At 72.8% G+C, this 25,736-nt stretch carries 27 protein-coding genes; 11 read left to right on the top strand and 16 right to left on the bottom strand.

Annotation, left to right across the window (positions count from 1 at the left end; translation table 11 throughout):
- Window positions 1-82: 82 nt before the first annotated feature.
- Entirely contained in the window at window positions 83-529 is a 447-nt protein-coding gene (locus tag KAG51_RS13995; protein WP_290584460.1) for an ATP-binding protein, read from the bottom strand.
- 56 nt (window positions 530-585) lie between these two features.
- Complete coding sequence (locus KAG51_RS13990; protein WP_290584459.1) at window positions 586-1,302, bottom strand: GAF and ANTAR domain-containing protein; 717 nt, start codon at window positions 1,300-1,302, stop codon at window positions 586-588.
- 133 nt (window positions 1,303-1,435) lie between these two features.
- Here KAG51_RS13990 and KAG51_RS13985 point away from each other — a divergent pair, with 133 nt between their 5' ends.
- Together KAG51_RS13985 and KAG51_RS13980 are read left to right on the top strand one after the other, a co-directional pair.
- Complete coding sequence (locus tag KAG51_RS13985; protein ID WP_290584458.1) at window positions 1,436-2,152, top strand: DUF998 domain-containing protein; 717 nt, start codon at window positions 1,436-1,438, stop codon at window positions 2,150-2,152.
- A 63-nt stretch (window positions 2,153-2,215) separates the two neighbouring features.
- Complete coding sequence (locus KAG51_RS13980) at window positions 2,216-2,959, top strand: hemolysin III family protein (RefSeq protein WP_290584457.1); 744 nt, start codon at window positions 2,216-2,218, stop codon at window positions 2,957-2,959.
- Between the two features lie 17 nt (window positions 2,960-2,976).
- Here KAG51_RS13980 and KAG51_RS13975 read toward each other — a convergent pair whose 3' ends face one another.
- From KAG51_RS13975 to KAG51_RS13960, 4 genes are all read right to left on the bottom strand, one after another.
- Window positions 2,977-3,702 (bottom strand): PaaX family transcriptional regulator C-terminal domain-containing protein, encoded by a 726-nt coding sequence (locus KAG51_RS13975; RefSeq protein WP_290584456.1) that lies wholly within the window; start codon window positions 3,700-3,702, stop codon window positions 2,977-2,979.
- Window positions 3,699-4,712 carry a crotonase/enoyl-CoA hydratase family protein gene (locus KAG51_RS13970; RefSeq protein ID WP_290584455.1) on the bottom strand — a complete coding sequence of 338 codons (1,014 nt, stop codon included), beginning with the start codon at window positions 4,710-4,712 and terminating at the stop codon, window positions 3,699-3,701. The genes KAG51_RS13975 and KAG51_RS13970 overlap by 4 nt, the downstream gene beginning before the upstream one ends.
- On the bottom strand, window positions 4,709-6,346 hold the full coding sequence (locus KAG51_RS13965) for an acyl-CoA dehydrogenase family protein (protein ID WP_290584454.1): 1,638 nt from the start codon (window positions 6,344-6,346) through the stop codon (window positions 4,709-4,711). The genes KAG51_RS13970 and KAG51_RS13965 overlap by 4 nt, the downstream gene beginning before the upstream one ends.
- A 278-nt stretch (window positions 6,347-6,624) precedes the next feature.
- A complete protein-coding gene (locus KAG51_RS13960; RefSeq protein ID WP_290584453.1) occupies window positions 6,625-8,046 on the bottom strand; it encodes an NAD-dependent malic enzyme in 1,422 nt (473 codons plus the stop codon).
- A 98-nt stretch (window positions 8,047-8,144) separates the two neighbouring features.
- Between KAG51_RS13960 and KAG51_RS13955 the strand changes: the two genes are divergently transcribed.
- Entirely contained in the window at window positions 8,145-9,167 is a 1,023-nt protein-coding gene (locus KAG51_RS13955; protein WP_290584452.1) for an alpha/beta hydrolase, read from the top strand.
- A gap of 11 nt (window positions 9,168-9,178) precedes the next feature.
- Here the strand turns inward: KAG51_RS13955 and KAG51_RS13950 are convergent, their stop codons facing one another.
- On the bottom strand, window positions 9,179-9,484 hold the full coding sequence (locus tag KAG51_RS13950; protein ID WP_290584451.1) for a putative quinol monooxygenase: 306 nt from the start codon (window positions 9,482-9,484) through the stop codon (window positions 9,179-9,181).
- 186 nt (window positions 9,485-9,670) lie between these two features.
- Between KAG51_RS13950 and KAG51_RS13945 the strand changes: the two genes are divergently transcribed.
- From KAG51_RS13945 to KAG51_RS13930, 4 genes are read left to right on the top strand one after another with little or no spacing between them, the layout of a single operon-like run.
- Window positions 9,671-10,621 (top strand): acyl-CoA dehydrogenase family protein, encoded by a 951-nt coding sequence (locus KAG51_RS13945; protein ID WP_290584450.1) that lies wholly within the window; start codon window positions 9,671-9,673, stop codon window positions 10,619-10,621.
- On the top strand, window positions 10,614-11,309 hold the full coding sequence (locus KAG51_RS13940; protein WP_290584449.1) for a PIG-L family deacetylase: 696 nt from the start codon (window positions 10,614-10,616) through the stop codon (window positions 11,307-11,309). The genes KAG51_RS13945 and KAG51_RS13940 overlap by 8 nt, the downstream gene beginning before the upstream one ends.
- Entirely contained in the window at window positions 11,306-11,863 is a 558-nt protein-coding gene (locus KAG51_RS13935; protein WP_290584448.1) for an SAM-dependent methyltransferase, read from the top strand. The genes KAG51_RS13940 and KAG51_RS13935 overlap by 4 nt, the downstream gene beginning before the upstream one ends.
- Complete coding sequence (locus tag KAG51_RS13930; protein ID WP_290584447.1) at window positions 11,856-12,587, top strand: glycosyltransferase; 732 nt, start codon at window positions 11,856-11,858, stop codon at window positions 12,585-12,587. The genes KAG51_RS13935 and KAG51_RS13930 overlap by 8 nt, the downstream gene beginning before the upstream one ends.
- 4 nt (window positions 12,588-12,591) lie before the next feature.
- Here the strand turns inward: KAG51_RS13930 and KAG51_RS13925 are convergent, their stop codons facing one another.
- From KAG51_RS13925 to KAG51_RS13915, 3 genes are all read right to left on the bottom strand, one after another.
- Entirely contained in the window at window positions 12,592-13,398 is an 807-nt protein-coding gene (locus tag KAG51_RS13925; protein WP_290584446.1) for an acyl-CoA dehydrogenase family protein, read from the bottom strand.
- 80 nt (window positions 13,399-13,478) lie between these two features.
- Complete coding sequence (locus KAG51_RS13920) at window positions 13,479-14,060, bottom strand: TetR/AcrR family transcriptional regulator (protein ID WP_290584445.1); 582 nt, start codon at window positions 14,058-14,060, stop codon at window positions 13,479-13,481.
- 80 nt (window positions 14,061-14,140) lie between these two features.
- A complete protein-coding gene (locus tag KAG51_RS13915) occupies window positions 14,141-14,905 on the bottom strand; it encodes a sulfite exporter TauE/SafE family protein (RefSeq protein ID WP_290584444.1) in 765 nt (254 codons plus the stop codon).
- A gap of 102 nt (window positions 14,906-15,007) precedes the next feature.
- Between KAG51_RS13915 and KAG51_RS13910 the strand changes: the two genes are divergently transcribed.
- Window positions 15,008-16,396 carry an MFS transporter gene (locus KAG51_RS13910; protein WP_290584443.1) on the top strand — a complete coding sequence of 463 codons (1,389 nt, stop codon included), beginning with the start codon at window positions 15,008-15,010 and terminating at the stop codon, window positions 16,394-16,396.
- Here KAG51_RS13910 and KAG51_RS13905 read toward each other — a convergent pair.
- The 3 genes from KAG51_RS13905 to KAG51_RS13895 all read right to left on the bottom strand — a co-directional run bounded on the left by KAG51_RS13905 (window position 16,353) and on the right by KAG51_RS13895 (window position 20,476).
- Window positions 16,353-17,081 carry a hypothetical protein gene (locus tag KAG51_RS13905; RefSeq protein ID WP_290584442.1) on the bottom strand — a complete coding sequence of 243 codons (729 nt, stop codon included), beginning with the start codon at window positions 17,079-17,081 and terminating at the stop codon, window positions 16,353-16,355. The genes KAG51_RS13910 and KAG51_RS13905 overlap by 44 nt on opposite strands.
- A gap of 225 nt (window positions 17,082-17,306) precedes the next feature.
- The gene (locus KAG51_RS13900; protein WP_290584441.1) at window positions 17,307-18,833 is read right to left on the bottom strand and encodes a catalase; all 1,527 of its coding nucleotides are present in this window, start codon (window positions 18,831-18,833) and stop codon (window positions 17,307-17,309) included.
- Window positions 18,834-18,973: 140 nt separating this feature from the next.
- Window positions 18,974-20,476, bottom strand: a complete 1,503-nt coding sequence (locus tag KAG51_RS13895) for an aldehyde dehydrogenase family protein (RefSeq protein ID WP_290584440.1) — start codon at window positions 20,474-20,476, stop codon at window positions 18,974-18,976.
- A 67-nt stretch (window positions 20,477-20,543) separates the two neighbouring features.
- Between KAG51_RS13895 and KAG51_RS13890 the strand changes: the two genes are divergently transcribed.
- The 3 genes from KAG51_RS13890 (at window position 20,544) to lat (ending at window position 23,366) form a co-directional block, all read left to right on the top strand.
- Window positions 20,544-21,464, top strand: a complete 921-nt coding sequence (locus tag KAG51_RS13890; RefSeq protein WP_290584439.1) for a LysR family transcriptional regulator — start codon at window positions 20,544-20,546, stop codon at window positions 21,462-21,464.
- A gap of 18 nt (window positions 21,465-21,482) precedes the next feature.
- Complete coding sequence (locus KAG51_RS13885; protein ID WP_290584438.1) at window positions 21,483-21,944, top strand: Lrp/AsnC family transcriptional regulator; 462 nt, start codon at window positions 21,483-21,485, stop codon at window positions 21,942-21,944.
- A gap of 69 nt (window positions 21,945-22,013) precedes the next feature.
- Window positions 22,014-23,366 carry an L-lysine 6-transaminase gene (gene lat / locus KAG51_RS13880; RefSeq protein ID WP_290584437.1) on the top strand — a complete coding sequence of 451 codons (1,353 nt, stop codon included), beginning with the start codon at window positions 22,014-22,016 and terminating at the stop codon, window positions 23,364-23,366.
- An 18-nt stretch (window positions 23,367-23,384) separates the two neighbouring features.
- Here lat and KAG51_RS13875 read toward each other — a convergent pair whose 3' ends face one another.
- Genes KAG51_RS13875 through KAG51_RS13865 form a run of 3 tightly spaced genes read right to left on the bottom strand, consistent with a single transcriptional unit; the run spans window position 23,385 to window position 25,725 of the window.
- Window positions 23,385-24,368, bottom strand: a complete 984-nt coding sequence (locus tag KAG51_RS13875) for a Gfo/Idh/MocA family oxidoreductase (RefSeq protein WP_290584436.1) — start codon at window positions 24,366-24,368, stop codon at window positions 23,385-23,387.
- The gene (locus KAG51_RS13870; protein ID WP_290584435.1) at window positions 24,365-24,901 is read right to left on the bottom strand and encodes a GNAT family N-acetyltransferase; all 537 of its coding nucleotides are present in this window, start codon (window positions 24,899-24,901) and stop codon (window positions 24,365-24,367) included. Before KAG51_RS13870 ends, KAG51_RS13875 begins: the two co-directional genes overlap by 4 nt.
- A gap of 26 nt (window positions 24,902-24,927) precedes the next feature.
- Entirely contained in the window at window positions 24,928-25,725 is a 798-nt protein-coding gene (locus KAG51_RS13865) for a TetR family transcriptional regulator (RefSeq protein WP_290584434.1), read from the bottom strand.
- Window positions 25,726-25,736 lie beyond the last annotated feature (11 nt).

The raw sequence follows: 25,736 nt of genomic DNA, 5'->3' as shown, positions 1-25,736 counted from the left end.
CAACGTGACTGGACATCACACCTAGGTCAGAACGTCCCGACTGTACCCACGGCGCGCTGCACCGGAGCGTCCCCGGCCGGGGTCACTCCGACGGAACGGTCTCCTCGGCGCTGTAGTCGAGCTCGACCGTGATGCGGGTGCCGGCGGTCGCGTCGAACGTCCAGCGGTCGGCCAGCTGGTCGATGATCGCCAGGCCACGGCCGCGGAGGCGGTGGTCGGTGAGCTCCATGGGGCGCAGCTCGCTCGCGCTGCCCCCGTCGCAGACGCTCAGGCGCAGGTGGTCGTCGAGGATGCGCCAGGAGATCTCGATCGTGCCGTTCGGGCCGGGCGCGCCGTGCTCGACGCCGTTGTTGACGAGCTCGGCCAGGACGACCTGCGCGTCGACGACGACGGCCTCACGCAGCCCGGCCCGCGTCAGGTCCTCCAGCAGGTACCGGCGCGCCGCCCGCGGAGCGGCGATGTCGAAGGGCAGGTGGTAGGTCGTCCAGGGATCGTCGGGGCCACGACCCGATCCGCCTGGAGAGCTCATGTCTCGAGGGTAGGACGCACTCGGTCCGCGCGCTCCCTGAATGGTCACGTCGTCGGTCACAGCCGCGGAAGGGGTTCGCGATCGACCCCGGGGAGCCGACGGGTCTCGATGTAGGTCTCGACCACGGCCGTGAGCTTGCGGTTGGCCGACTGCGACGCGCGCTTGAGCACGTCGAAGGCCCGGTCGCGGTCGATGCCGTACTGCACCATGAGCATCCCGATCGCGACCCCGATCGTGGTGCGTGAGTCGACCGCGACCTCCAGGCCGGCCCGGGCGTGCGCGCCTGCCACGACCGACGCGACGTGCGCGGCCCACAGGTGCGTGACGATCAGGTCGCCGGCGGGCAGCGGACGGCCCCGGCCGTAGCAGTGCAGGGTGCCGTAGGGGCGGTCCGCCACGTGGATCGGCAGGACCCGCACGGTCGCGATCCCCGCCTCCGCCGCGGTGGGCCGCCACCCGTCCCACCGCGAGTCCTGTGCCAGGTCGGCCGACTCCACGACCTGCATCTGGTCGGCGGCGTCGAGGGCGGGGCCCTCCCCGATCTCGTACTGCCGGCGGTCCAGCGCCTCCAGTGCCGGGTCGCTCGTCGCGTAGGCCTCGATCGTGCGGGTGTGGTTCGCCACCACGGCGAGGCTCGCGGCGTCACAGTCCGGTAGCACCTCGAGCGTGCGGCGGACGAGGGCGTCGATCGTGGCCTGAAGGCTCTGGTCGGTGCGGACGTCGCGGATGGCGGCGGTCACGCGCTGCGCTGCGTCGCGGGCAGCACGGTCCATGGCTCCTCCGTCTCGGAAGGGTTCTCGGCCGACTGCATGACCGTTCAACGATCTTATCGAAGCCGGTTCGACGCCCTGAGCCGCACCGTCCTGACCTGCCGGCACCCGGGAGAGCCGGTACCGTCGACCGGACATGGGCGACGACCGCGTGAGACCGCTGCGCACCGCGATCGCGCCCGCGGCCTGCTGGATCGCGGCCGGTGTGGTCTACCTGGCCGCCGAGGCCGTCGCGGCCTCCGCGTTCCCGGGGTACTCCTACGCCCAGAACTACATCAGCGACCTCGGGATCCCCGAGGTCGGCACGTACTCCGGCCGGGCGATCGACTCGCCCCTGCACGCGGTCATGAACGCCGGGTTCGTGCTGCACGGGGTGCTGTTCGTCGCGGCTGCCCTGCTGGCCGCCCCGGTGCTGGGCGCGTCGCACCGGCGGGTGTTCGTCGCGCTCGCCCTGACTCACGGGATTGGCATCGTGCTGGTGGGGGTCGTCCACAGCGGACCGGTCAACGCCGACAACGGACTCGTCGCGGTGCACGGCCTCGGGGCGGCGATGGCGATCGTCGGCGGCAACCTCACGGCGATCGTGGCCGGGCTGGCGGCACGACGCTCCGCGCGGCTCGCTCGCGTCGGCACCGTCTGCGTGGCGCTGGGGGTCGTGGGCCTGCTCAGCACGCTCGGCCTGGTGCTCGACAGCGGATCGACGACCGTCACCCTGCTCCCGGACGGTGTCTGGGAGCGGCTGGCCGTCTACACCGTCACGGCGTTCGAGCTCCTGATCGGCGTCGCCGCGCTCGTGCGCCTGCGACAGCCGGACGCGCCGACGCCCCGACACGGCCGGCCTCCCGCTCCCTGACCCGCCGGCGCGGTTTGCTGGACCTGGCGATGCTCCGATCGCTCCCGACGACAGGACGTGGCCGTGGGCGAGATCGCAGCGGGTGGGGCCGACCCCGACGAGACGGGTCCGGTCGACCGCCGCACCCGCGGCATGGCCGACAAGATCGCCGAGCTCAAGCCCCGGCTGCGGGGATGGGTGCACGCCGGCTTCCTGCCGCTGCTGATCGCGGCCGGCGTGGTGCTGATCGTGCTGTCGCCGACGGCCGCGACCCGATGGGGCTCGTCGATCTACGTCGCGAGCGCGATCCTGCTGTTCACGGTGTCGGCGACCTACCACCGTGGCACGTGGGAGATCCGTCTCTGGGCGTTCTGGCGCCGGTTCGACCACGCCAACATCTACGTCCTGATCGCCGGCACGTACACGCCGTTCGCGATCCTCTACCTCGACGGCAGCACCCGCTGGTGGTTGCTCGGCACCGTGTGGGTGACGGCGGTCGTGAGCTCGGTGCTGCGCATCATCTGGATCGAGGCGCCCCGCTGGGTCTTCACGGTGCTCTACATCGCGCTCGGCTGGCTGGCCCTGCCGTTCATCCCGGCCTTCATCGACGGCGCCGACCAGTTCCCGACCTGGGTCAGCGTCACGGCGCTCGCGCTGGTCGCCTCCGGTGGCGTGATCTACACGATCGGCGGGGTGGTCTATGCGACGAAGCGCCCGAACCCGCGGCCCGAGACGTTCGGCTTCCACGAGGTCTTCCACCTTTGCACGGTCCTGGCGTTCGTGGCGCAGTACGTGGCCGTCTCGGTCGTGACGTACTCCCTGCGCTGAGCCGGGACGACCTCGCCTCAGCGGCTGACGCTGGCGACGAGCTCCTCGCGGAAGGCGCCGTAGGTGCGGCGCAGCTCGGGGCCGGGCCAGTCCGCCGGCAGCAGGGCGTCCGGAAGGAGGGGGTCGGCGACAAGGTGGCGCACGACCGCCGCGGCGATCGCGATGCGCTCGGCCAGATGCTCGCTCGCCGCCAGCGACGCCGCGAGATCGTGCGCGGTCGCAGCCCAGCCGGGGAGGTCGAACAGGAGCGCCGCGAGCTCGGGCGCGGGACGCGCGGGACGGACCGTCAGGACCTCCAGGCTCGCGGCCACGGCAGCATCCGGCGCCCAGTCGAGATTGGCCGGTCGCATCCAGAACCCCTCGCGCAGCTCACCGAAGCGCGAGCCGACCATGCGCTGGCGCAGATCGGCGCGCACGGATGCACCGGCACCGACCGACGTGACCACGGCGGCGTGCCACTCGCCGTTCCACGGTGACGTGCGCTGCTCGATCGCCGCGTCCTGGCGCTCCTGGCGTCGCAGCAGCCGGGGGCTCAGCCGGTAGACCGAGTCGGTGCGCTCCAGGTCGCCCGCCGCGACCATGCGGGTCAGGGCGACCCGGACCGCGGGCTCGGTGACCCCGAGCGCCCGACCCCAGCCGACGATGCTGCTGCCCGGGGCCTCGGGCGGGTGGGCGCCGAGCAGGAGGCTCAGGATCGCCGACCGCGCCGTGAGCGGCCGCACAGACTGGGCTGTCGTGGTCACTGCTGGGATCGGGGCTTCGCGTCGCCGAACGGCTCGTCGCGCTCGCGCACGGCCTCACGGAATCCCACGGTGGCCGCGCGCTGCTGGAACGCATACCCCTCCCGGGCGTGCCGGGAGATGCCGTCGAACACGGTGCTGACCATGCCGGAGTTCGCGACGCCCTGCGCCAGCAGCGCGCTGTTGAGCGCGAGCTTGACCATGACGAGCTGGTTGACCGGCATCTGCGCGATGCGGCCCACGAGGTCCTCGGTGGCCGCGTCGAGCTCCTCGGCCGGCACCGACTCGACCGCGAGTCCCCACTCCGCCGCCTGGCGACCGGTCAGGCTGTCGCCCGTGAGCAGCAGGCGCTTGGCCCGCGCGTCACCGAGGCGGTGCGCCCACATGCCGGCGGCGGGCACGCCCCACACCCGGGTGGGCGGATAGCCGATGCGGGCGTCGTCGGCACAGATGATCTGGTCGGCGAACAGGGCGATGTCGCTGCCCCCGGCCACCGCGAAGCCGTGGATCTTGGCGACGGTGGGCTTGTTGGCGTGCAGCAGCGCCGAGAACCCGCGGTTGAAGCGGCTCATCATGGCGTAGTCGACCATCGGGTCCCACGTGCCCTCGGGATCGTGGTTGCGGGCCTGCACCTCCGGGTCGAGCACGGTGCCGTCGGCGGGGATCGCGCCGTCGGACCCCTCAGACCCCGGCGGCGTCATGGCGCTCTCGGCGAAGATCGACAGGTCGTAGCCGCCGCAGAACCCCTTGCCGCGGCCGCTCACGAGGATCACGTGCACGCGCGGGTCGAGGTCGGCCCGCTCCACCGCGTGGGCGATGTCGTGCGGCGTGTCGTTCGTGATCGCATTGCCCTGGGCGGGGCGGTTGAACGTGATCCGGGCGACGCGGCCGGTGACCTCGTAGGTCAGCGTCGGGTAGTTGACGTGGTCGGCCGGGGTTGGGCGCCCGGCGTAGAGCGGGTCGTCGGCGCCGTGGCCGTCGCGCCAGGCGGCCGGCGTCTCCCCCGGGCTCACGACCCGACCTTGGGCGCCGCGCGCTCGATGATCGCCGCGGTGTCGACCCCCGTGGGCAGCGTGCCGAAGACCGTGCCCCACTGCCCGCCGAGGCGGCTGCGCGTGAAGGCGTCGGCGACGGCCGGATGGCCGTGCCGCACGAGCAGCGCACCCTGCAGCGCCTGCGCCATGTCACCCACGACGGTGCGCGCCCGGTGCTGGATCGTCTCGACGTCGGTGAAGGTGTCCTTGAGCCGCCTGACCGCGGCGTCGAGGTGCGCGTCGGCCCCGGCGGCCGCGTCGAGCTCGTCGAAGAACGCCTGCAGCGTCTCGGGCTGGCGGGTCATGGCGCGCAACGTGTCGAGCGCGGCGACGTTGCCCGAGCCCTCCCAGACCGACATCAGCGGGGCCTCGCGATAGAGCCGGGGCATGCGCGAGTCCTCGACGTAGCCGTTGCCGCCCAGGCACTCCAGGGCCTCGGCGGCGTGCAGCGGACCCCGCTTGCAGACGTAGTACTTGCTGACCGCGAGGCTGATGCGACGCAGCGCGTCGGCGCCCTCCTCGCCCGCGACCGCACGGTCGGTCAGGGCCGCGAGCCACAGCGCCACGGTCGTGGAGGCCTCGGACTCGACCGCGAGATCGGCCAGGACGTTGCGCATGAGCGGCTGGTCGACCAGTGCCGAGCCGAAGGCGGCGCGGTGCGTGGCGTGGTGCACGGCCTGCTGCGTGCCCACGCGCATGCCGGTGGCCGAGCCGAGCGTGCAGTCCAGGCGGGTCATGTTGACCATCTCGATGATGGTCGGCACGCCGCGCCCCTCCTCCCCCACGAGCCAGGCCGTGGCCTCGTCGTACTCGACCTCGCCGCTGGCGTTGGAGTGGTTGCCGAGCTTGTCCTTGAGCCGCTGGATCGCCATGGAGTTGCGGGTGCCGTCCGGCAGGATGCGCGGCAGGAAGAAGCAGGAAAGGCCGCCGGGGGCCTGCGCGAGGACCAGCAGCACGTCCGACATGGGGGCCGACGTGAACCACTTGTGGCCCGTCAGCCGGTAGGACCCGTCGGCCTGCGGCACGGCCTCGGTGCGGTTGGCCCGCACGTCCGAGCCACCCTGCTTCTCGGTCATCGACATGCCGGCGATCAGGCCCCGCTTGCCGAGCGGGGCCTGCAGGGACGGGTCGTACTCCAGCGAGCAGAGCAACGGCTCGTACTGCGCGGCGATCTCCGCGTTGGCGCGCAGGGCGGGGATCACGGCGTAGGTCATCGAGATCGGGCAGCCGTGCCCGGCGTCGGTGATGCCCCAGACCGAGGAGCGCGCGGCCCGCACGAGGTGCGGCATGGGCTGCGGGTCGCGCCAGACCGACCCGGCCAGGCCGAGCGAGACCGCCGTGTCCATCAGCTGGTGGTAGCTGGGGTCGTACACGACCTCGTCGATGCGGTGGCCGTACCGGTCGTGCGTGTGGAGCACCGGCGGGTGCGCCTCGGCGAGATCGCCCCAGCCCAGCGCCTGCGCGCTGCCGGCGAGGCGGCCGACCTCGTGCAGGCCCTCGACGGCGTGCGACGCCCCCTCGCGCTGGAGCGCCTCGAGGATCGGGGCGTAGTCGGCTGCGTCGAAGTCGACGAGCGGTGGGACCTGGTTCGTCACGGTGTGGGTCGCGCGCACGATGCCTCCTGCCGGCGGACGGGTTCCGCCTTTCCTCGCAGTATTACATGTTCGCGACGACTGTGGCCAGAGTGTTAGGCCTCGTTCCCGGGGGCGGTGAGTGTTCCACCCCTCACGGCACGGGCGGTGAGTGTTCCACCGCACCAGCGCTGAGGCGGGGGAGGACTCACCGCCCCTCCCGGAACAACGTGGAGGACTCACCGCGCCTCCCGGAACAACGTGGAGGACTCACCGCCCCTCCCGGAACAACGTGGAGGACTCACCGCGCCTGCCGGGGGTCAGGCGCGGGAGCGCTCCACGACGTCACGGACCGCGGTGGCCACGAGCTCGTGGACCTCCGGGTGGAACACGCTCGGGATGATGTAGTTCGGCCCCAGCTCGTCGGGCGAGACCGTCGAGGCGATCGCGTCGGCCGCGGCCACCAGGACGTCCATGTCGATCCCGCGGCTCTGGGCGTCCAGCAGGCCGCGGAAGATCCCGGGGAACGCCAGGACGTTGTTGATCTGGTTCGGGTAGTCGGACCGGCCGGTCGCGACGACCGCCGCGTGCTGGCGGGCGAGGGCCGGGTCGATCTCCGGATCGGGATTGGCCAGGGCGAAGACGATCGCGTCATCGGCCATCGCCGCGACGTCGGCGGCGCCGATCAGGTTCGGGGCCGAGACACCGATGAAGACGTCGGCCCCGGGCAGCACGTCGCGCAGCGAGCCGGTCAGTCCGGCCGCGTTGGTGTGCTCGGCCGTCCACCGCAGCGACGGGTCGAGGCCCGGGCGACCGGCGTGGATGACTCCGTCGACGTCGCACACCACGACGTCGGCGGCGCCGGCGTGCACGAGGGTCTTCAGCACGGCCGTGCCGGCGGCGCCGGCGCCCACCAGGACGATGCGCGCCGTGGCGAGCTCCTTGCGCACGACCCGCAGGGCGTTCTCGAGCGCGGCCAGGACCACGATCGCGGTGCCGTGCTGGTCGTCGTGGAACACGGGGATGTCGAGGCGCTCGCGCAGGCGGGCCTCGATCTCGAAGCAGCGCGGCGCCGCGATGTCCTCCAGGTTGATGCCCGCGAAGCCCGGGGCGATCGCCGCGACCGCCGTGATGATCTCCTCGGTGTCCTGCGTGTCGAGGCACAGCGGCCAGGCGTCGATGTCGGCGAACGCCTTGAACAGGGCCGCCTTGCCCTCCATGACCGGCAGGGCCGCGTACGGACCGATGTTGCCCAGGCCCAGCACGGCCGACCCGTCGGTCACGACGGCCACGCTGTTGCGCTTGATCGTCAGCCGGCGCGCGTCCTCGGGATCCTTCGCGATCGCCTGCGAGATCCGGGCGACGCCCGGGGTGTAGATCATCGACAGGTCGTCACGGTTGCGCAGGGGGTGCTTGGTGGCGGTCTCGATGACACCGCCGAGGTGCATCAGGAAGGTCCGGTCGGACACCTTCTTGACCGTGACGTCGCCCATCGCCACGAGCGCCTCGACGATCGCGTCGGCGTGGTCGGTGTCGGAGGTGGCCGCCGTGAGGTCGATGCGCAGCACGTCGGTCGCCGACGAGGCGACGTCGAGCGCCGTGACGAGACCCCCGGCGGCCTCGACGGTCGAGGTCAGCTGACCGACGGCCGATCCGCCGGCGGGCACCTCCAGCCGGACCGTGATCGAGTGGGAGACGCTGGGCGCGCGCGCCGGCGGCTCGGGACAGCTCGGTGTCGTCACCCCTCCATCCAACGCCCGAACCGCGCTCCCGGCCACCCCACACGGCAGGCTGGCCCGAACGGCACCCGCCGCCGGCCGCCGTGCACCACGATGTCTCCATGAACCTGCGCCGGACCCTGCTCACCACAGGTGGCGTCGGCGCTGGGGCCGCCACCCTGGTCGGCGTCGTTCTCGCGCGCCACGTCCGGCGTCACCGCCCGCTCCTGGATCAGCTCGCCCCAGATCTGCGAACGGCGTCGCTCGCGGTGCCGCTGTCGGTGACGGGTCCGGTCTCGTTGCGGCTCGTGCGCCGGCTCCTGTCGTCCGCCTCGACCATGGGTGAGGGGGTCGAGGTGAGCGAGGAGCGGGTCGAGGGCGTGCGGGCACTCGCGTACCGGCCGGAGGACGTCGCGACCCCCGCTGCCGCGCTGCTGTGGCTCCACGGGGGCGGCTACGTCATGGGAAGCCCGGAGGCCGACCAGCAGCACAGCAGCTGGCTCGCCCGGGAGCTCGGCATCGTGGTCGTCTCGGTCGACTACCGGCTCGCGCCCGAGCACCCGTTTCCCGCCGGCCTCGACGACGCGGCCGTCGTGCTCACCTGGATGCACGAACGGGCCGTGGTCCTCGGGATCGATCCCGACCGCCTGGCGGTCGGGGGGGCCAGCGCGGGCGGCGGGCTGGCCGCGGCCCTCGCGCAGCGCGCCCACGACGAGGGGCAGATTCCGCTCGCGTTCCAGCTGCTGGTCTATCCGATGCTCGACGACCGCACCCCGTTCGGCCCGCTCGGGCGGCGCCCCTGGCCCGTGTGGACCGGTGCGTCCAACCGCTTCGGCTGGACCAGCTACCTGGGCCGCGCGGCTGGGGGCGAGGACGCGCCCGCGTACGCCGCGGCGGCCCGCCGCACCGACCTGACGGGTCTGGCGCCCGCGTGGATCGGTGTCGGCGACGTCGACCAGTTCCACGACGAGGCCGTCGCGTACGCCGCACGGCTGGGCTCCGCGGGCGTCGACTGCGGACTCCTCGTGGAGCCCGGGATGTTCCACGGCGCCGACGCGGGTCTCACCGACAGCACCGCCACGACCCGCCGGTTCCGCGACCGCCTCCTGGCGGCGGCCCGGACCGGTCTCGCTGCCCCGGCCTGAGGATCTGGGGGTCAGACGGTCGGCGCGACCGGCTCCAGCAGACGGATGACGGGCGCCTCCGCGACGACCTCGCCGAGGCGGAGCGACAGGGCCTGGAAGGCGTCGCTCGAGCCGTGCGCCCGCAGCGCGTCCGTCGACGCCCACTCCTCGATCATCACGAACGCGGTGTCGTCGCGTCGCACCCGGAAGAAGTCGTAGCGCAGGCAGCCGTCCTCGGCGCGGACCGACGCGAGGGCACCCGCGAGGATCTCCTCGAGCTGCTCGCCCTGGCCGGGCTTGGCGACGAACGTCGCGACGACCTCGATCGACTCACTCATGACGGACCTCCAGATCGGGACGCGACCGCGGGCCGGTCGCTGCGCCACGGTAGCGCTCCGACGACCTCGCCGAGGCGGTCGCCTGGAGCCGAGAGGCTCGCCGCAGTTGCGCGGTCCCGCAGGCGTGGGACCGTGGAGGTTCCTGGTTCAGCCGGCAGCCGGGCGCCCCGCCGTCCGTGAGGAATCATGTCCAGCTCGCCGCGCTCACCCCTGACGTCCGACGACGTCCGCCAGCACGTCGCCCGGTCCTGGCCGCTGCCCGGCGGCGGCCAGACCGCCCGCCGGTGGTCGGCCCTGGCCGATCTCGCGGCCCGCGACCTCCCGCTCGCCAAGCTCGTCGAGCCGCACCACGACGCCGCCGCGATCCTCGCCGACCTCGGGGCGCCCGCACCGGGTCCGGACGAGACGTGGGCCGTGTGGGCGGCCGAGCCGCCGTTCGCCGTCCTCGAGGCGACGCCACAGGGCGACGCCTGGACCCTGCGCGGCACCAAGGCGTTCTGCTCGGGGGCCTCGCTCGTGACGCACGCCCTCGTGACGGCGCGCACCGATCGCGGGAGCCGGTTGTTCGCGGTCGACCTGGCCGCGGGAGGCATCACGACCGACGACGGCGCCCCGACATGGGCCGGACCGGGCATGTCCCGCGCCGACACGTCCTGCCTCGCGTTCGACGACGTCGCCGCCCGCCCCGTCGGCGGCGCCGGTGACTACACCGACCGCCCCGGCTTCTGGCTGGGTGCGATCGGCATCGCGGCGTGCTGGATCGGCGGCGCCCGCGGCGTGGCCGCGACCCTCGAGGCGGCGGGTCCGCGACTCGACGGCCACGGCCGCGCCCACCTCGGAGCAGTCCGTGCGGCGCTGCTCACCGCGGGGCTCGCCCTGGACGCGGCCGCCGACCTGGCCGATCAGGGCCCGCTGCCGCTGGAGCGGGCCGAACGGCTCGCGCACGCGCTGCGCGCCCAGGCGGCCGGCGTCGTCGAGAGCGTCGTGAGCCACGTCGGGCGGGCGCTCGGGCCCGGACCGCTCGCCTTCGACGCCGCTCACGCCGAGCACGTCCACGACCTGCAGGTCTTCGTGCGCCAGCACCACGCCGAGCGCGACCTCGAGCGGCTCGGCACCCTGGAGGTGCGCGATGACTGAGACGTGGAGCGACACCCTGGGCGCCCTGCCGCTCGAGCGTCCGCACGACCCGGGCGGACGCGTCCTGGTGCTCTCGGCGCACCCCGACGACGAGGTCCTCGCCGTCGGGGCGTGGCTCGCGTGCCAGACCGTGCGACCGATCGAGTTCGTCACGGCCACCGACGGCGAGGCCTCCCACCCCCAGAGCTCGGCCGTGACCCCCGACGAGCTGCGCGACCAGCGTCCCCGCGAGCTGCTCGAGGCGCTGGGCCGTCTCGGCTTCGCCGATCCGGTGGTCCACCGGCTCGGACTCCCCGACGGCGGGCTCGCGGGCACCCGCGACGCGCTGCGCGCCGCCCTCGCCCCGCGGATCGGCGCCGCCGACCTGGTGCTGGCTCCCTTCGAGCACGACGGACACCCCGATCACGACGCGCTCGGCGACGTCGCGGGGGAGCTCTGCGCCGGCGGGCCGGTCCTGTGGCGGTTCCCGATCTGGACCTGGGTCTGGACCGAGCCCGCCGACGAGCCCTGGCTCGCCTCGGCCCGCCGCCTCGTGACGGCACCCGCGGCCCGCGACCTGAAGCGGCGGGCGATCGACGCCTTCGTGACGCAGATCCGACCCGTGGGAGCAGCCGCGGGCGACGCGCCGATCGTCGACGAAGCACTCCTGCGACACGCCTACGGGGCTCCCGAGGTCGTGATCGTGTGACCGATCCGGCCTACTTCGAGCGGATGTACGCCGCCTCCGACGATCCCTGGCACCTCGACGACAACCCGTACGAGCAGCGCAAGCACGCCCTGACCGTCGCGTGCCTGCCACGGGAGCGGTACCGGCGTGGCTTCGAGCCCGGGTGCTCGATCGGTCTGCTCACCGCTCTCCTGGCGCCGCGTTGCGACGAGCTCGTCGCGACCGATGCCGTCGCGGAGCCGCTCGTCGCCGCCCGCCGACGGGTGCCGGACGAGCACGTGTCGTTCGCACAGTCCGCGCTGCCCGACTGGCCCGCCGGAGAGCTCGACCTCGTGGTGCTCTCGGAGGTGCTCTACTTCCTCTCTGCCGCCCTCCGCGCCCAGGTGCGGCAGCACGTCGTCGAGAGCCTCGGCCCGCACGGCCACGTCGTGCTGGTCGACTGGCGCCACCGGTTCGACGAGGCCGCGTGCACGGGCGACGAGGCGCAGGCCGAGATCGTCGAGGCCCCCGCATTTGTCCGGCTCGTGACGCACGTCGAGCACGACTTTCGTCTGACGGTGCTCGGCCGTGCCTGAGTCCACCATCGAGCACGTCGCCGTCGTGATCCCCGCCCGCGACGAGGAGCGCAGCGTCGCCGCGGCGGTCCACGCCGCACGGTCCGCGGCCGTGAACCTCCCGCCCGGGCTCACGGTCGACGTCGTCGTCGTGGCCGACGCCTGCTCCGACCACACCGCCGCGGCTGCCTCCGCGGCCGGCGCCCACGTCATCGTCGCGACCGAGGCCAACGTCGGGGCGGCCCGCGCCCTGGGGTGCGCCTGGGCCCTGGACCGGTGCGCCGACGAGCGACTCACCTGGCTCGCCAGCACCGACGCCGACAGCGTCGTGCCACCGCACTGGCTGCTGCGCCACCTCGCTGCCGCGACGACGGGGGCCGACCTCGTCCTCGGGACGGTGACACTGACCGAGGCCGACGCGGCCCGCCAGCGACGGTGGCTGCGTGACTACCGGCGTCACCGCGCGACCGGGCGGAACGCGGGTCACGGGCACGTGCACGGGGCCAACCTCGGCGTGCGCGCCTCGGTCTACGCCGCAGCGGGAGGCTTTCGTGACCTGAGGGTGCACGAGGACACCGACCTCGTCGACCGACTGCTGGCCGGTGGCGCCGTGTCGGCGTGGGTCACCGACGCCGCCGTCACGACCTCCGCCCGGCACGAGTCACGCGTCGTCGGTGGCGTCGCGACCGATCTCGCCGCCGCCGACCCGAGGCGGCGCGGCGACCCGGCGGACACCGCGGCCTGATCGCTCAGCCGGTCCGGCGCTCCTGGTCGAGGCCCAGGTCGCCCCGCGCCTCACTCCCCCCATCGCCGGCGCCGTCGCCGGCGAATCCGAGGAGGTTCGTGACCGGCACGCGGACCTCGTCCAGCACGAGCGTCGCCACTCCGCCCGGTGGCCTGTCGTCGCGCGCGCCCTCCGCCCACGTCGAGCGGCGCACCGTCACGCCCGCGGCACTGCGGGGCACGACCACGTGGCGCCGACGACGCGGCGCACTGACCTCCAGCCCTGCCTCCACCTCCGGCTCCGCCTCCGCCGCGACGAGGAAGATCCGCGCGTCGGGGTTCAGCGCACCGGGTACGCCGGGCTGGAGGCCACTGACGACACACTCGTCGCCGTCGCGGACGATGCTCGTGCCAGCCGGCGCCGCCGCGAGGGCCGACCGGACGCGTGCCGCCAGCAGCGGTTGGAGCCAGCGGCGCTGCTGGGACGCGGTGCCCTGCTCGGCGAGCAGGTTCATGACCCCGGTGTCCGGCGCGGCGCAGTTGATCGCCACCGGACCGATCGGGCTCTGGGCCGCCAGCGTCGCGAGCGGCACGTACTCCTGCGCCGTCAGGCCAGCGCCCTGGTCGCCCGGCAGGAACAGGTTCCAGAGCCCGAGCTCCTGGGCCTGTTCCCGCAGGTCCCCCAGCACCGCGGGCGCCGTCCAGTGCCACGGATCGTCCTGCAGGGCCAGCTGCTGTCGGTACACCGCCTCCGCAGGTCGCACGGCGCGATCGAGGAAGCCCGCGAGCGCGTCACGCATGCGTCGCAGCGCGTCGTCGAGCATCAGATTCATCGCGACTCCTGGTAACTAAGCGCTTAGTTAGTTGAGGATCGACGACACCCCCCGCGCGCGTCAAGCACCCGAGCGGATCGTCAGGACTGCGGCGCGACGCCGACCAGTCGCAGGGCGGCCTGACTGACACCGGCGGCGACCTCCTCCGCACTCCACCCACCGTCGTCGCTGAACCAGCGGGTGATGTCGATGCACAGCGAGATCAGCAGGACGACCGTGAGGCCGGGATCGTCCACGTGGAAGACTCCGGCCGCCCGACCGCGTTCCACGAGGTCGCGCACCAGTGCGCGCAGGTCGCGTCTCAGGGCGACGACCTCGTCGAGGTGCTCCGGGCTCAGCGCCTGGAGCTCGTAGTTCACGATGCGCGCCGTGGTGTGGTGCACCGCCTCCCACCGGGCGAACTCGAACATCAGGGCCCGCAGCTGCTCGACGGGGTCGTCGGGCGCCTGCTCGAGCGTCGAGACGAGCAGGTCCAGCGTCGCCTCGTGGCCGTGCCGCGAGATCTGGAAGAGCAGCTCTTCCTTCGAGCGGTGGTGCACGTAGACGGCGCCGGGGGTGACACCGGCCCCCGTGGCGATGTCACGCGTCGTGGTGCCGTGGAAGCCCTTCGCGGCGAACGCGGCGGTGGCGGCCTCGAGCAGGCGTCGCCCGGTCTCGCTCATGGTCCTCCTCGCCCCGCCCGGACCGGCGAGGATCGGCTCATCCTAGGACGGCAGGCATCACGCCGTCCGGGCGCCGATCGTCAACCGCGCAGGAAGGCCGCGAGAGCGACGACCCCGACCAGCACGATGAAGGCGCGCAGCGCCGCGTCGGGGAGCCGTCGCCCGTAGGCCGCCCCGATCTGTGCCCCGACGACGGCGCCGATCGCGATCAGCAGCGCGACGAGCCAGTCGACGTCGGCCACGACGATGAAGACCAGGCCCGACACCCCGTTGGCCACGGCGCCCAGGACGTTCTTCATGCCGTTGAGGCGCTGCAGGTCGTCGTCGATGCCGATGCCCATGACGGCCAGCAGGATGATGCCCTGGGCGGCCCCGAAGTAGCCGCCGTAGACCCCGGTGAGGCCCACGAGCGGAGGCGTCCACCACGTACCGTGGTCGGGCGCCGCAGCGCGTTCCGCACGCCGGCGCGCGACGGCGGCGGAGATCCGCGGTCCGAGCACCACGAGCAGACACCCGAGCACGATCAGCACCGGCACGATCGCGGAGAACGCCCCCGCGGGCAGCACGAGCAGGAGCACCGCGCCCACCACGGCACCCGCCGCCGATGCCGGCACGAGGCGGACGGCACGACGCCACTGACCGGCCAGCTCCCGGCGATACCCGATCGCGCCGGAGATCGAGCCCGGGACGAGGCCGATCGAGTTCGAGACGTTGGCCGTGACGGGCGGGACGCCGATCGCGAGCAGGGTCGGGAACGTCACGAGGGTGCCCGAGCCCACGACGGTGTTGATCGTGCCGGCGGCGACTCCCGCCAGGATGATCGCGACGACCTCGGCGGGACTCATGAGGTCCGACCCTAGGCCGCCGCGCACCGGCCCGCGCAGCAGGTCCACATGCCAGGTCCACGTACCGGGCCCGACCCCCGACTCCGGTCCTATGCTCGGTCCGTGAAGGACGATCACGAGCGCACCGTGCTGGCGGTCGCGGTGCTCGCGTCCTTCGTGACGTTCCTCGACGGGTCGATCGTCAACGTGGCCCTGCCCGACATCGCCCGCGATCTCGACGGCGGCGTGACGCTCCAGGCCTGGGTCGTCGACGCCTACCTCCTGACCCTCGGATCGCTCATGCTGGTGGCCGGCTCCCTCTCCGACACGTTCGGCCGGCTCCGGATCCTGACCGCCGGGCTCGTGGGCTTCGCCGCCACGTCGCTGCTCGCCGCCCTGGCGCCGACCGGCGAGCTGCTGATCGTCGCGCGGGCACTGCAGGGGATGGCCGGTGCCCTGCTCGTGCCGTCGAGCCTGGCCCTCATCACGTCCACGTTCAGCGGTGCCGCGATGGGCCGGGCCATCGGCACCTGGACCGCCTGGACCGGTACCGCGTTCCTGGTCGGCCCGCTCGCCGGGGGGATCCTGGTCGACACCGTCGGGTGGCGGTGGGTCTTCGGCATCGTCGTGCTTCCGGTCGCGGCGACGCTTGCCCTGGTCGCCCGGCTCCCCCAGGACGCGCACCGCGGCACCGACGGCCACGCCTACGTCGACGGACTCGGCGCCGCGCTGGCGGCCCTGGGGCTCGCGGGTCCGGTGTTCGCCCTGATCGAGGGCCAGCGCCTGGGGTTCGACGACCCTGTGGTGCTCGCGGCGCTGACGGTCGGCCTGGTCTGCCTCGTCGCGTTCGTCCTGTGGGAGCGCCGCGCGCGCCACCCGATGATGCCGCTGCGGCTGTTCCAGGTGCGCAGCTTCGCGGTCGGCAACCTCGCCACGATCGGCATCTACGCCGCGATCGGCCTCGGCACCCTGGCGATCCCGCTGCTCGTGCAGGAGGTCGCCGGTCTCTCGGCCACCGTGTCGGGGCTTGTACTCCTGCCGCCGACCCTCATCTCGCTGGCCCTGGCGAGCCGGGTCGGCGCGGCCGCCGCGCGCCGCGGCCCACGGTGGTTCATGACGATCGGACCACTCGTCGTGGCCGCGGGGTTCCTCTGGATGCTGTCGGTCCGCGAACCCGTCGACGTCGCCTGGCAGGTCGTGCCCGGCGTCGTGCTGTTCGGCCTCGGCATCACGATCACGGTCACGCCGCTGACCTCGACCGTGCTGGCCGAGGTGCATCCCGCGGAGGCCGGGATCGCGTCGGCCGTCAACAACGCGATCTCACGCGTCGCCGGTCTCGTCGCCGTCGCCTTCATCGGCGTCATCACCGGTGGCGTGCTCGACGTCGACGGCTTCCACCGGATCGTCGTGGTCGTCGCGGCCCTGCTCGCGGCCGGTGCGCTCGTGTCGGCCGTGGGGCTGCGGTCGGTCAGAGCACCGGCAGAGGGGCCCTCCGGCGCCGCAGGTCGATGACAGTCGTCACGACGACGAGGAGGACGGCGCCGACGAACGTGGCCGCGACGATCGTGTCGTCGCCGTTGTCGCGCGCCGTGACCGCGATGCCGATCATCGCCCACACCCCGGCGAGCGCGTAGGCGGCGAGGCCGCGGGCGGCGACCGCCAGGACCAGCAGCGTCACGACGGCCACGGCCAGCACGACGACCTGCCATGCCAGGTCGTCGGCGTCGACGACCCCGGCGTCGACCAACGCGGTCGAGACGTTGAGGAAGAACGCTGCCGTGACCCATCCGGCGTAGAGGCCCACCGCCGCGCGCGTGAGCCGGCGCAGCCACGACGGGTCGATCTCCTCGCGCGCCACGGTCAGCACCGCCACGACAGCGGCTCCGAACATGACCGTGAGCGCGGCCGCCGTGGCCAGGCTGCTGTCGATCCCGGCCAGCAGGATCCACACCGCACCGCCGAGGTACAGGGCGAGCTGGGCGGTCTGGCGCCGCGGCGAGCCGTGCGACCGTGTGACCAGGGCCGCGACGGCCTGCACGATCGCCAGCGTGTAGATCACGCCCCAGATCGAGAACGCCCAGCCGACCGGCGTGATGAGCAGCTCCGGACCCGAGCCTTCACCCGGCGAGGAGCCCGGCCCGGCGATCGTGACGACGGGGGTCACGGTCTGCAGGACCGCAGCGACCAGCACCGCCACCGGGAGGACGCGCGAGTGATCCGCGTGGGCCGTGCTGTGTCCTGGCTGGTCATGGGTCCTCCTGGGGCTGGGCGTCCGAGGTTCCATCTCACCCAACCTCGACGGTCACCGCATCTCGTCGGTGGGATCGACGAGATGCGGATCGCCGACCGCGACCTCGGAGACGTCGGCGTGGGCACCGCCGACAGTCAAACCGGGCCCGCGGCGGGACAGCGTCCGGGGGTGTCAGGCCTTGCGCTGCATGTCCGACCGTGCCGGGTTGCCCTGCTGCTCGGCCTTCGGGTCGGTCTCGTCGGCCTTGGCGCGCACGCCCGACTCGATCGCCGCACCGACATCGGCGTCGATGTTGCGCCAGTACGCGAACGCACGCTCGAGGACAGGCTCGCTGACGCCGTTCAGCAGGTGTCCCACGACGTTGTCGACCAACCGACCACGGGCGGCTTCGTCCATCACCTCGCGCACGAGGGTGCCGGCCTGGGTCCAGTCGTCGTCGTCCTCGCGCAGCGTGTACGCCGTGCGCACCATCTCGCCGTCGGCGTGCCAGCGTCCGCCGTCGTCGGTGCGGCTCGGGTCGGCCGCCGGGCCACCGTAGGAGTTGGGCGCGTACACCGGAGCGGTCGCGTTCTGCACCCGCATCGCGCCGTCCTTCTGGTAGTTGTGCACCGGCGACTTCGGGGCGTTGACCGGGATCTGCTTGTAGTTGACACCCAGGCGAGCCCGATGCGCGTCGGCGTAGCTGAACCCGCGGGCCAGCAACATCTTGTCGGGCGAGAGCCCCGTGCCGGGCACGACGTTGTTCGGCTCGAACGCCGCCTGCTCGATCTCGGCGTGGTAGTCGGTGACGTTACGGTTCAGCGTCAGCTTGCCGACCTCCCGCAGGGGGTAGTCGGCGTGCGGCCACACCTTCGTCAGGTCGAACGGGTTGATCCGATAGGTCTTGGCGTCGTCGAACGGCATGATCTGCACGTGCAGCGTCCAGCTCGGGTGCTCGCCAGCCTCGATGTGCTCGAACAGGTCGCGCTGGTGGTAGTCGGTGTCGGCCGAGGCCATCTGGTCGGCCTCGTCCTGGGTGAAGCACTCGATGCCCTGATCGGTCTTGAAGTGGTACTTGACCCAGAACTGCTCGCCCTCGGCGTTGATCCACGAGTACGTGTGGCTCGAGTAGCCGTTCATGTGCCGCCAGGTGCGCGGGATGCCGCGGTCACCCATGAGCCACGCCACCTGGTGTGCCGACTCGGGCACGAGCGTCCAGAAGTCCCACTGCATGTCGTGGTCGCGCAGGTTGTTGTCAAGGCGGCGCTTCTGCGAACGGATGAAGTGCTGGAACTTCATGGGGTCGCGGACGAAGAAGACCGGCGTGTTGTTGCCGACCATGTCCCAGTTGCCCTCGCTCGTGAAGAACTTGAGCGAGAAGCCGCGCGGATCGCGCCACGTGTCGGGGCTGCCGCGCTCGCCCGCGACGGTCGAGAACCGCGCGAGCACGTCGGTCGTCGTGTCAGGGGCGAAGACCGCCGCCCGGGTGAACGCCGAGACGTCGTGCGTGACCTCGAAGCTGCCGAACGCGCCACCGCCCTTGGCGTGCGGCTGGCGCTCCGGGATGCGCTCCCGGTTGAAGTTCGCCATCTGCTCGATCAGGTAGTGGTCCTGCAGCAGCAACGGGCCGTCCGGACCGACCGAGAGCGAGTGCTCGTCGCTGGCGACGGGGATGCCGGCATCGGTCGTGGTGGCGGGGCGCTGGTCTTCGTCGGTCATGGAATCTCCTCGGTCGGCGGACGTCCGCCAGGGAGTACCCCGATGACGCCGGCCCACACCCTCGGCGGACGGCTCGCGTCAGGCGCGTGCCGGCGTCGAGGGCCGCAAGCCCCGGCCCTCGACGCCGACCGCGAAGGCCGTCAGACGAACTCGACGCCCTGCGCGAGCGGCAGCTCGGTGGAGTAGTTGATCGTGTTGGTCGTGCGGCGCATGTAGTTCCGCCAGGCGTCCGAGCCGGACTCGCGTCCGCCGCCGGTCTCCTTCTCGCCCCCGAACGCGCCACCGATCTCCGCGCCCGAAGGGCCGATGTTGACGTTGGCGATGCCGCAGTCGGAGCCGATCGCCGACACGAAGGTCTCGGCCTCGCGGACGTCGAGCGTGAAGATCGACGACGACAGGCCCTGGGCGACCTCGTTGTGCAGGGTCAACGCCTCGTCGAGCTCGCGGTAGGTCAGCACGTAGAGCAGCGGCGCGAACGTCTCGGTCTTGACGATGTCGCTCTGGCGCGGCATGTCGACGATGGCGGGCCGCACGTAGTGACCGCCCTCGCCGACCGGCACGGACTCACCGCCGGTCAGCAGGGTGCCGCCGTCGGCCTGCGCCTGCTCGATCGCGGCCGTGAAGCCCTGGGCGGCCGTGCCGTCGATCAGCGGACCGACCAGGGTCGACGCCTCGAGCGGCGACCCGACCGGCAGCGTCTCGTAGGCGGAGGCCAGCCGGGCGACGAGGTCGTCCTTGATCGACTCGTGGACGATGATCCGGCGCAGCGACGTGCACCGCTGGCCCGCGGTGCCGACGGCCGAGAACACGATGCCGCGCACCGCGAGATCGAGATCGGCGCTCGGCGCCACGATCGCGGCGTTGTTGCCGCCGAGCTCGAGCAGCGACCGGCCGAGCCGGGCCGCCACGCGCGGGGCGACCTGCTGACCCATACGGGTCGAGCCCGTCGCCGAGACCAGCGGCACGCGCGGGTCGTCGACGAGCGCCTCGCCGACCTCACGGTCGCCGAGCAGGACGATCGACAGGTCGGCCGGGGCACCGGCCCGGCGGGCCGCCTCGGCGAACAGCGCCTGGCAGGCCAGAGCAGTCAGGAGGGTCTTCTCCGACGGCTTCCAGACCACCGCGTCACCGCACACGAACGCCAGCGCCGCGTTCCAGGACCACACCGCGACCGGGAAGTTGAACGCGCTGATCACACCGATCACGCCCAGCGGGTGCCACTGCTCCATCATGCGGTGACCGGGGCGCTCGGTCGCGATCGTCAGGCCGTGCAGCTGCCGCGACAGCCCCACCGCCAAGTCGCAGATGTCGATCATCTCCTGCACCTCGCCGAGGCCCTCCGAGACGATCTTGCCGGCCTCGATCGAGACCAGGGCCCCGAGATCGTCCTTGTGCTCGCGCAGCAGCTCGCCCAGCTCGCGCACCACGCGGCCCCGGACCGGGGCCGGCACGGTGCGCCACTGCAGGTAGGCCTCGTGGGCCCGACCCACGGCCTCCTCGACCTCGCCGACCGCGTGCGCCCGGAGACGGCCCATGACCGCTCCGTCGATCGGACTGCGCGCCTCCAGGGCGCCGTCGGGGGCGAAGGGGTCACCCGCGCCGAGTCGCTGGAGGATCTCACGGGCCTGCTCGCGTGTGCTCATGTCCTGATCATCAGGCCCATGAAGGCATATCCACTAGAGTGTTAAGCAGATCTGAAGGAGAATGTCGATGGAGCGCTGGCCGGACGCCGCCCGTCTCGTGACCTTCGCCCGCGTCGCCCGCCACGGCAGCCTGACGTCGGCCGCCCGGTCGCTCGGCATCACGACGTCGGCGGTGTCCCAGCAGATGACGGCCCTCGAGGCCGAGTGCGGCGCTCGGCTGCTCGACCGCGAGCCGCGCGGCGCGGTCCTGACCAGCGCGGGTGAGGTGCTGCTCCAACGGGCCGAGGAGCTCGTGCGCCACCTGGACGAGACCGCCACCACGATGGCGCAGCTCGGCGGTGAGCTGGCCGGCCGCGTCCGGGTCTCGACGATCGCCTCGGCGGCGGCCTCCCTGGTGCTGCCCTCGGCCACGGTCCTCGGCCGCACCGCGCCCGACGTCACGATGTCCGTCACGGTCCGCGAGCCCCAGGCGAGCCTCGACGCGATCGACGACGGGGTCGCCGACCTCGCCCTGATCGACGTCTACGACCACGTGCCCCTGGCGCTGCCGACGCACCTCCTGGTCGAGGAGGTGCTGACCGAGCCGCTCGTGCTCGTCTGCGCCGCTGGAGCGGACGTGCCCCGCCGGCCCACCCTGAGCGCCCTCGCCGATCACGACTGGGTGCTCCCCCCGGCCACCACGGCGTGCGGGGCGGCCACCCGTCACGCGTGCCGCGCCGACGGCTTCGAGCCGCGCACGGCGTGGGAGACCGACGACCTCCTGCTGCTCGTGGCCGCCGTGTCCCGCGGGGCGGGCCTGGCCCTGCTCCCCCGGCGCGCCGTCGCGGACTCGGTCGCCCCGGTGGAGGTCCGTCGTCTCGTGGCCCCGGTGCTACGCCGCCGGTTGCTCCTGGTCACCCGGGCTGCCGCGGCACAGCGTCCCATCGTGCGCGCCTGCCTCGACGCGATCCACCACGTCGGCCGACAGGCACCCGCACCGACCGGCTGACGCTCGTACAGTGAGCGCGTGAACCTCGACGCCACCGATCACGCTCTCCTGCGCGCACTGTCCACGAGCGGTCGCTCGACCTTCGCCCAGCTCGCCGAGACGACCGGCCTGTCCACCTCGGCGACCCAGGCTCGCGTGCGGCGCCTGGAGGCCGAGGGCGTCATCACGGGGTACCGCGTCGTGATCGACCCCGAGGAGGTCGGACTGCCGATCGCGGCCTTCGTCGAGATCTCGCCGCTCGACCCGGCCCAGCCCGACGACGCCCCGCGCCGCCTCGAGGGCATCAGCGAGATCACCGCGTGCCACTCGATCGCCGGCGACGCGAGCTACATGCTGACGGTGCGGGTGCCGAGCCCGCGCGCCCTCGAGGAGCTGCTCGGCCGGATCCGCTCCACCGCCGGGGTGCGCACCAGGACGACGGTGGCGCTCCAGACCTTCTTCGAGCGCCCGGTCGCGCCAGACCAGACGAAATACGTCTGAAACCTCTACTTGACCGGCGTTTCGTCGGTAGATCTTCAGTTTTACCGGTGATTGACCTATCGTGGCGTCATGACCGCGCTGACTGACCGTGCCCTCCGTCCGACGACCTCCGTCCCGGCCGACCAGGTCCACACCTCGCTCGCTCGTCACCTCCTGGTCGACGGATACGACCTGGTCGTCGATCTCGACCGGTCGCACGGCTCGTACCTGCACGACGCGCGCACGGGCCGCGACTACCTCGACCTCTTCACGTACTTCGCCTCGAACCCGATCGGCACGAACCACCCGGGCCTGACGCAGGACCCCGAGTTCCTCGACCGGCTGCAGCGCGTCGCCGTGCACAAGCCGAGCAACTCCGACATCTACACGACCCACCTGGCCGACTTCGTCGACACGTTCGCGCGGGTCGTGGGACACCCCGAGCTGCCGCACCTGTTCTTCATCGACGGCGGCGCACTGGCGGTCGAGAACGCGCTCAAGGTCGCCTTCGACTGGAAGAGTCGGCTCAACGAGTCCCGCGGCATCGACCCGGAGCTCGGCACGCGCGTGCTGCACCTCGAGGGGGCGTTCCACGGCCGATCGGGCTACACGCTCTCGCTGACCAACACCGACCCGAACAAGGTCGCCCGGTTCCCGAAGTTCGACTGGCCGCGCATCCCGGCCCCGTACACGGGCCTGGACCCCGACGGCTCGGTGCGCGACGCCGCCGCGCTCGAGGCCGTGACGCTGCAGGCGGCCCGTGACGCGTTCGCTGCCCACCCGCACGACATCGCCTGCTTCCTCATGGAGCCCATCCAGGGCGAGGGCGGCGACCGCCACTTCCGACCCCAGTTCCTGCAGGCCATGCGCGACCTCTGCCACGAGCACGACGCCCTGTTCGTCCTCGACGAGGTCCAGACCGGCCTCGGCATGACCGGCACGACCTGGGCGTTCGAGCAGCTCGGCGTCGTCCCCGACGTCGTCGCGTTCGGCAAGAAGGCCCAGGTCTGCGGGATCATGGCCGGCGGTCGCGTCGACGAGGTGCCCGACAACTGCTTCACGGTCGGGTCGCGGATCAACTCCACCTGGGGCGGCAGCCTGACCGACATGGTGCGGTCCGCGCAGATCCTCCGGGTCATCGAGCGCGACGGTCTCGTGGCCCGCGCCGCCGACCTCGGCGCGCACCTCGTGGCCCGTCTGCGCGACCTCGCCGCGCGGCACCCGCTGGCCAGCAACCCGCGCGGCGCCGGGCTGATGTGCGCGATCGACCTGCCCGATGCGGCGACCCGTGACCGTGTCGTCAGCGACCTGATGGCGCGCGGCGTGCTGGTGCTCGGCTGCGGCACGCGCAGCCTGCGGTTCCGGCCGTCGCTGGCCGTGACCCTGGGCGACCTCGACGCGGGCCTCGACGAGCTCGACGCCGTGCTCGGCACCCTGTCCTGAGCAGCCCGGGCGCGTCCGTCACTCGCCGGGGTAGACCAGGCCGATCTGCCGGCGGACCTCGTCGAGGGTCTCCATGATCGCGACGCTCTCCTGCGGCGGCAGGACGTCGCCGGACGCGCGCCCCTCCCGCACGAGGCGCTCGAGCTCGAACGCCTGGAGCTGCATGCCGCGACCCGGCACGACACCGTCGACGGACTCGACCACGCGACCGTCCGGGGCCACGAGCCGCAGCGTCGTCGGTCGGTACCAGGTCGGATCGATCTCGATCCGCCCCTCCGTGCCCAGCACGACGGCGTCGTTGCGTCCGGCGACGTCGAGGGCCGAGTGGGTCACGGCCTGCTGACCGTCGCGGTACGTCAGCACGACCGTGGTCTGGGCGTCGACCCCCGTCGCCGTGGGCGTCGACCGCGCCCAGACGGTCTCCGGCCGGCCGAACACGTCCCACGCGAAGGAGACGGGATAGATGCCGAGGTCGAGCAGCGCGCCGCCGCCGAGGGCCGGGTCCTGGAGCCGGTGACCGGGGTCGGACGGGAGCCGCTGGCTGTGGTCGGCGGTGAGGGTGCGCACCTCGCCGATCGCGCCACCGCGGATCAGCTCGCGCAGCCGCACCATGTGCGGCAGGAAGCGGGTCCACATCGCCTCGAGCACGACGAGCCCTCGGGCGTCGGCCTCGGCCACGACGGCGCGCGCCTGGGCGGCGTTGAGCGCGAAGGGCTTCTCGACGAGCACGTGCTTGCCGGCGCGCAGGGCCAGCAGGGCGTGCTCGGCGTGGAACGGATGCGGGGTGCCGACGTACACGACGTCGACGGCGGGGTCGTCGACGAGCGCGGCGTAGCTGTCGTGCGCCCGGGCCACGCCGAAGTCGGCGGCGAACGCGTCGGCCGTCGCCTGCGACCGGGACCCGACCGCACCGACCTCGATCCCCGCGGCCCACAGGTCGGCGGTGAACTTCCGCGAGATCCCGCCGAGCCCCAAGATCCCCCAGCGCAGCCGGCCCGTCATGCGCCCACCGGCCTGGCGCGGACGAAGTCCTCCTCCACCTGACCACCCACGACGAAGCGCCGGGGGCCGACGACCTCCAGGCCCTGCTTGGCGTAGAAGGTGTTGGCGCGGGCGTTGAGCGCGTTGACCCCGAGCCACAGCGTCACGGCCGAGGCGTCGCGCGCGGTGGACTCGACGGCGTCGAGCAGGGCCCGCGCCAGGCCGGACCCGTGCGCGTCCGGGTGCACGTACAGCTTGCTGAGCTCGCACCACGGGCCGTCGGGCACGGCCGCGAGGACGTCCGGGTCGTATGGGCGTCCGAGCTTCGCGAGCGCGTATCCCCGCAGGTCGCCGTCGACCTCGGCCACCAGCACGGCGTGATCGGGCTCGGCCAGGTGGGCCGTGAACGCCGCGACGCTGAGGTGCGTGGCGATGAAGTCGGCGATCGCCACGGCCGGCAGGTGGGACGGGCACGCCAGGGGGAACGTGGCGGCCGCGAGCTCGTGGAGCGCCTCGACCTCGTGCTGCCGGGCGGGCCGGACCTCGGTGACCATGGCGCCAGCCTAGGTCTGGCCCGGCGTCAGGTCATGAGCGAGACGGCGTAGCGGGCGTAGTCTCGGGCCACCTCGGCGGCCGAGAGGGGGCCGTCGGTACGGAACCACGACGGCAGCGAGGTGCACATCGTGGCCACGGCACGCGCGGCGACCCGTGGTCGTTCGACCCGGAACCGTCCGGCGTCGATGCCGCGGTCGACCTGGCCGTCGAGCAGATGCTGCACCTCGTCGCGCAGTGCCACGATCCGTCCGTGGTCGGGCTCGTGCAGCGCCCTCATCTCGGTGGCGCCGAGGAACGCCAGGTCACCGCGCGTCGCGTGGAACAGTGCCAACGACTCGACCATGAGCGAGAAACCCTCGACCGGGTCGGTCCCGTCGTCGCGCGCAGCGAGCAGACGCCACCGGATCTCCGCCATCGTCACGTCGAGCAGCGCGACGATGATCTCCTGCTTGCTCCCGTGATGGTGGTAGACACCGGCGGTGCTCAGACCTGCCTCCTCGGCGACCTGCCGCATCGTGGCCGCGTGGTACCCGTGGCGCACGAACACCTGCGACGCCGCCTCCAGAACCGGGTCGAGCCGAAGGTCGCCGTACTCCCGCCAGCTGCCGTTCCCGGGCTCACGGGACGAGACCGCCCCGGTCACCTCACCACGCAGGAGGGACTCGACCGTCGTGCCCAGCGCTCCGGCAGCCAGACGGGTTCGCTCGATCGTCAGGGGAGCGAGGCCCCGTTCGAGGGCGCTGAGCGTGGCGGGGCTCAGGCCGAGCGTCGCCGCCAGCGAGCGGAGGCTGATCCCACGGGCCTCCCGCGTCTCTCGGATCATCGGTCCAACCT

It is taken from the genome of Aeromicrobium sp. (assembly GCF_023146395.1).
Lineage (GTDB): Bacteria > Actinomycetota > Actinomycetes > Propionibacteriales > Nocardioidaceae > Aeromicrobium.
The sequence above is the reverse complement of the archived record's forward strand: the minus strand, read 5'-3'. Positions and strand labels throughout refer to the sequence as shown.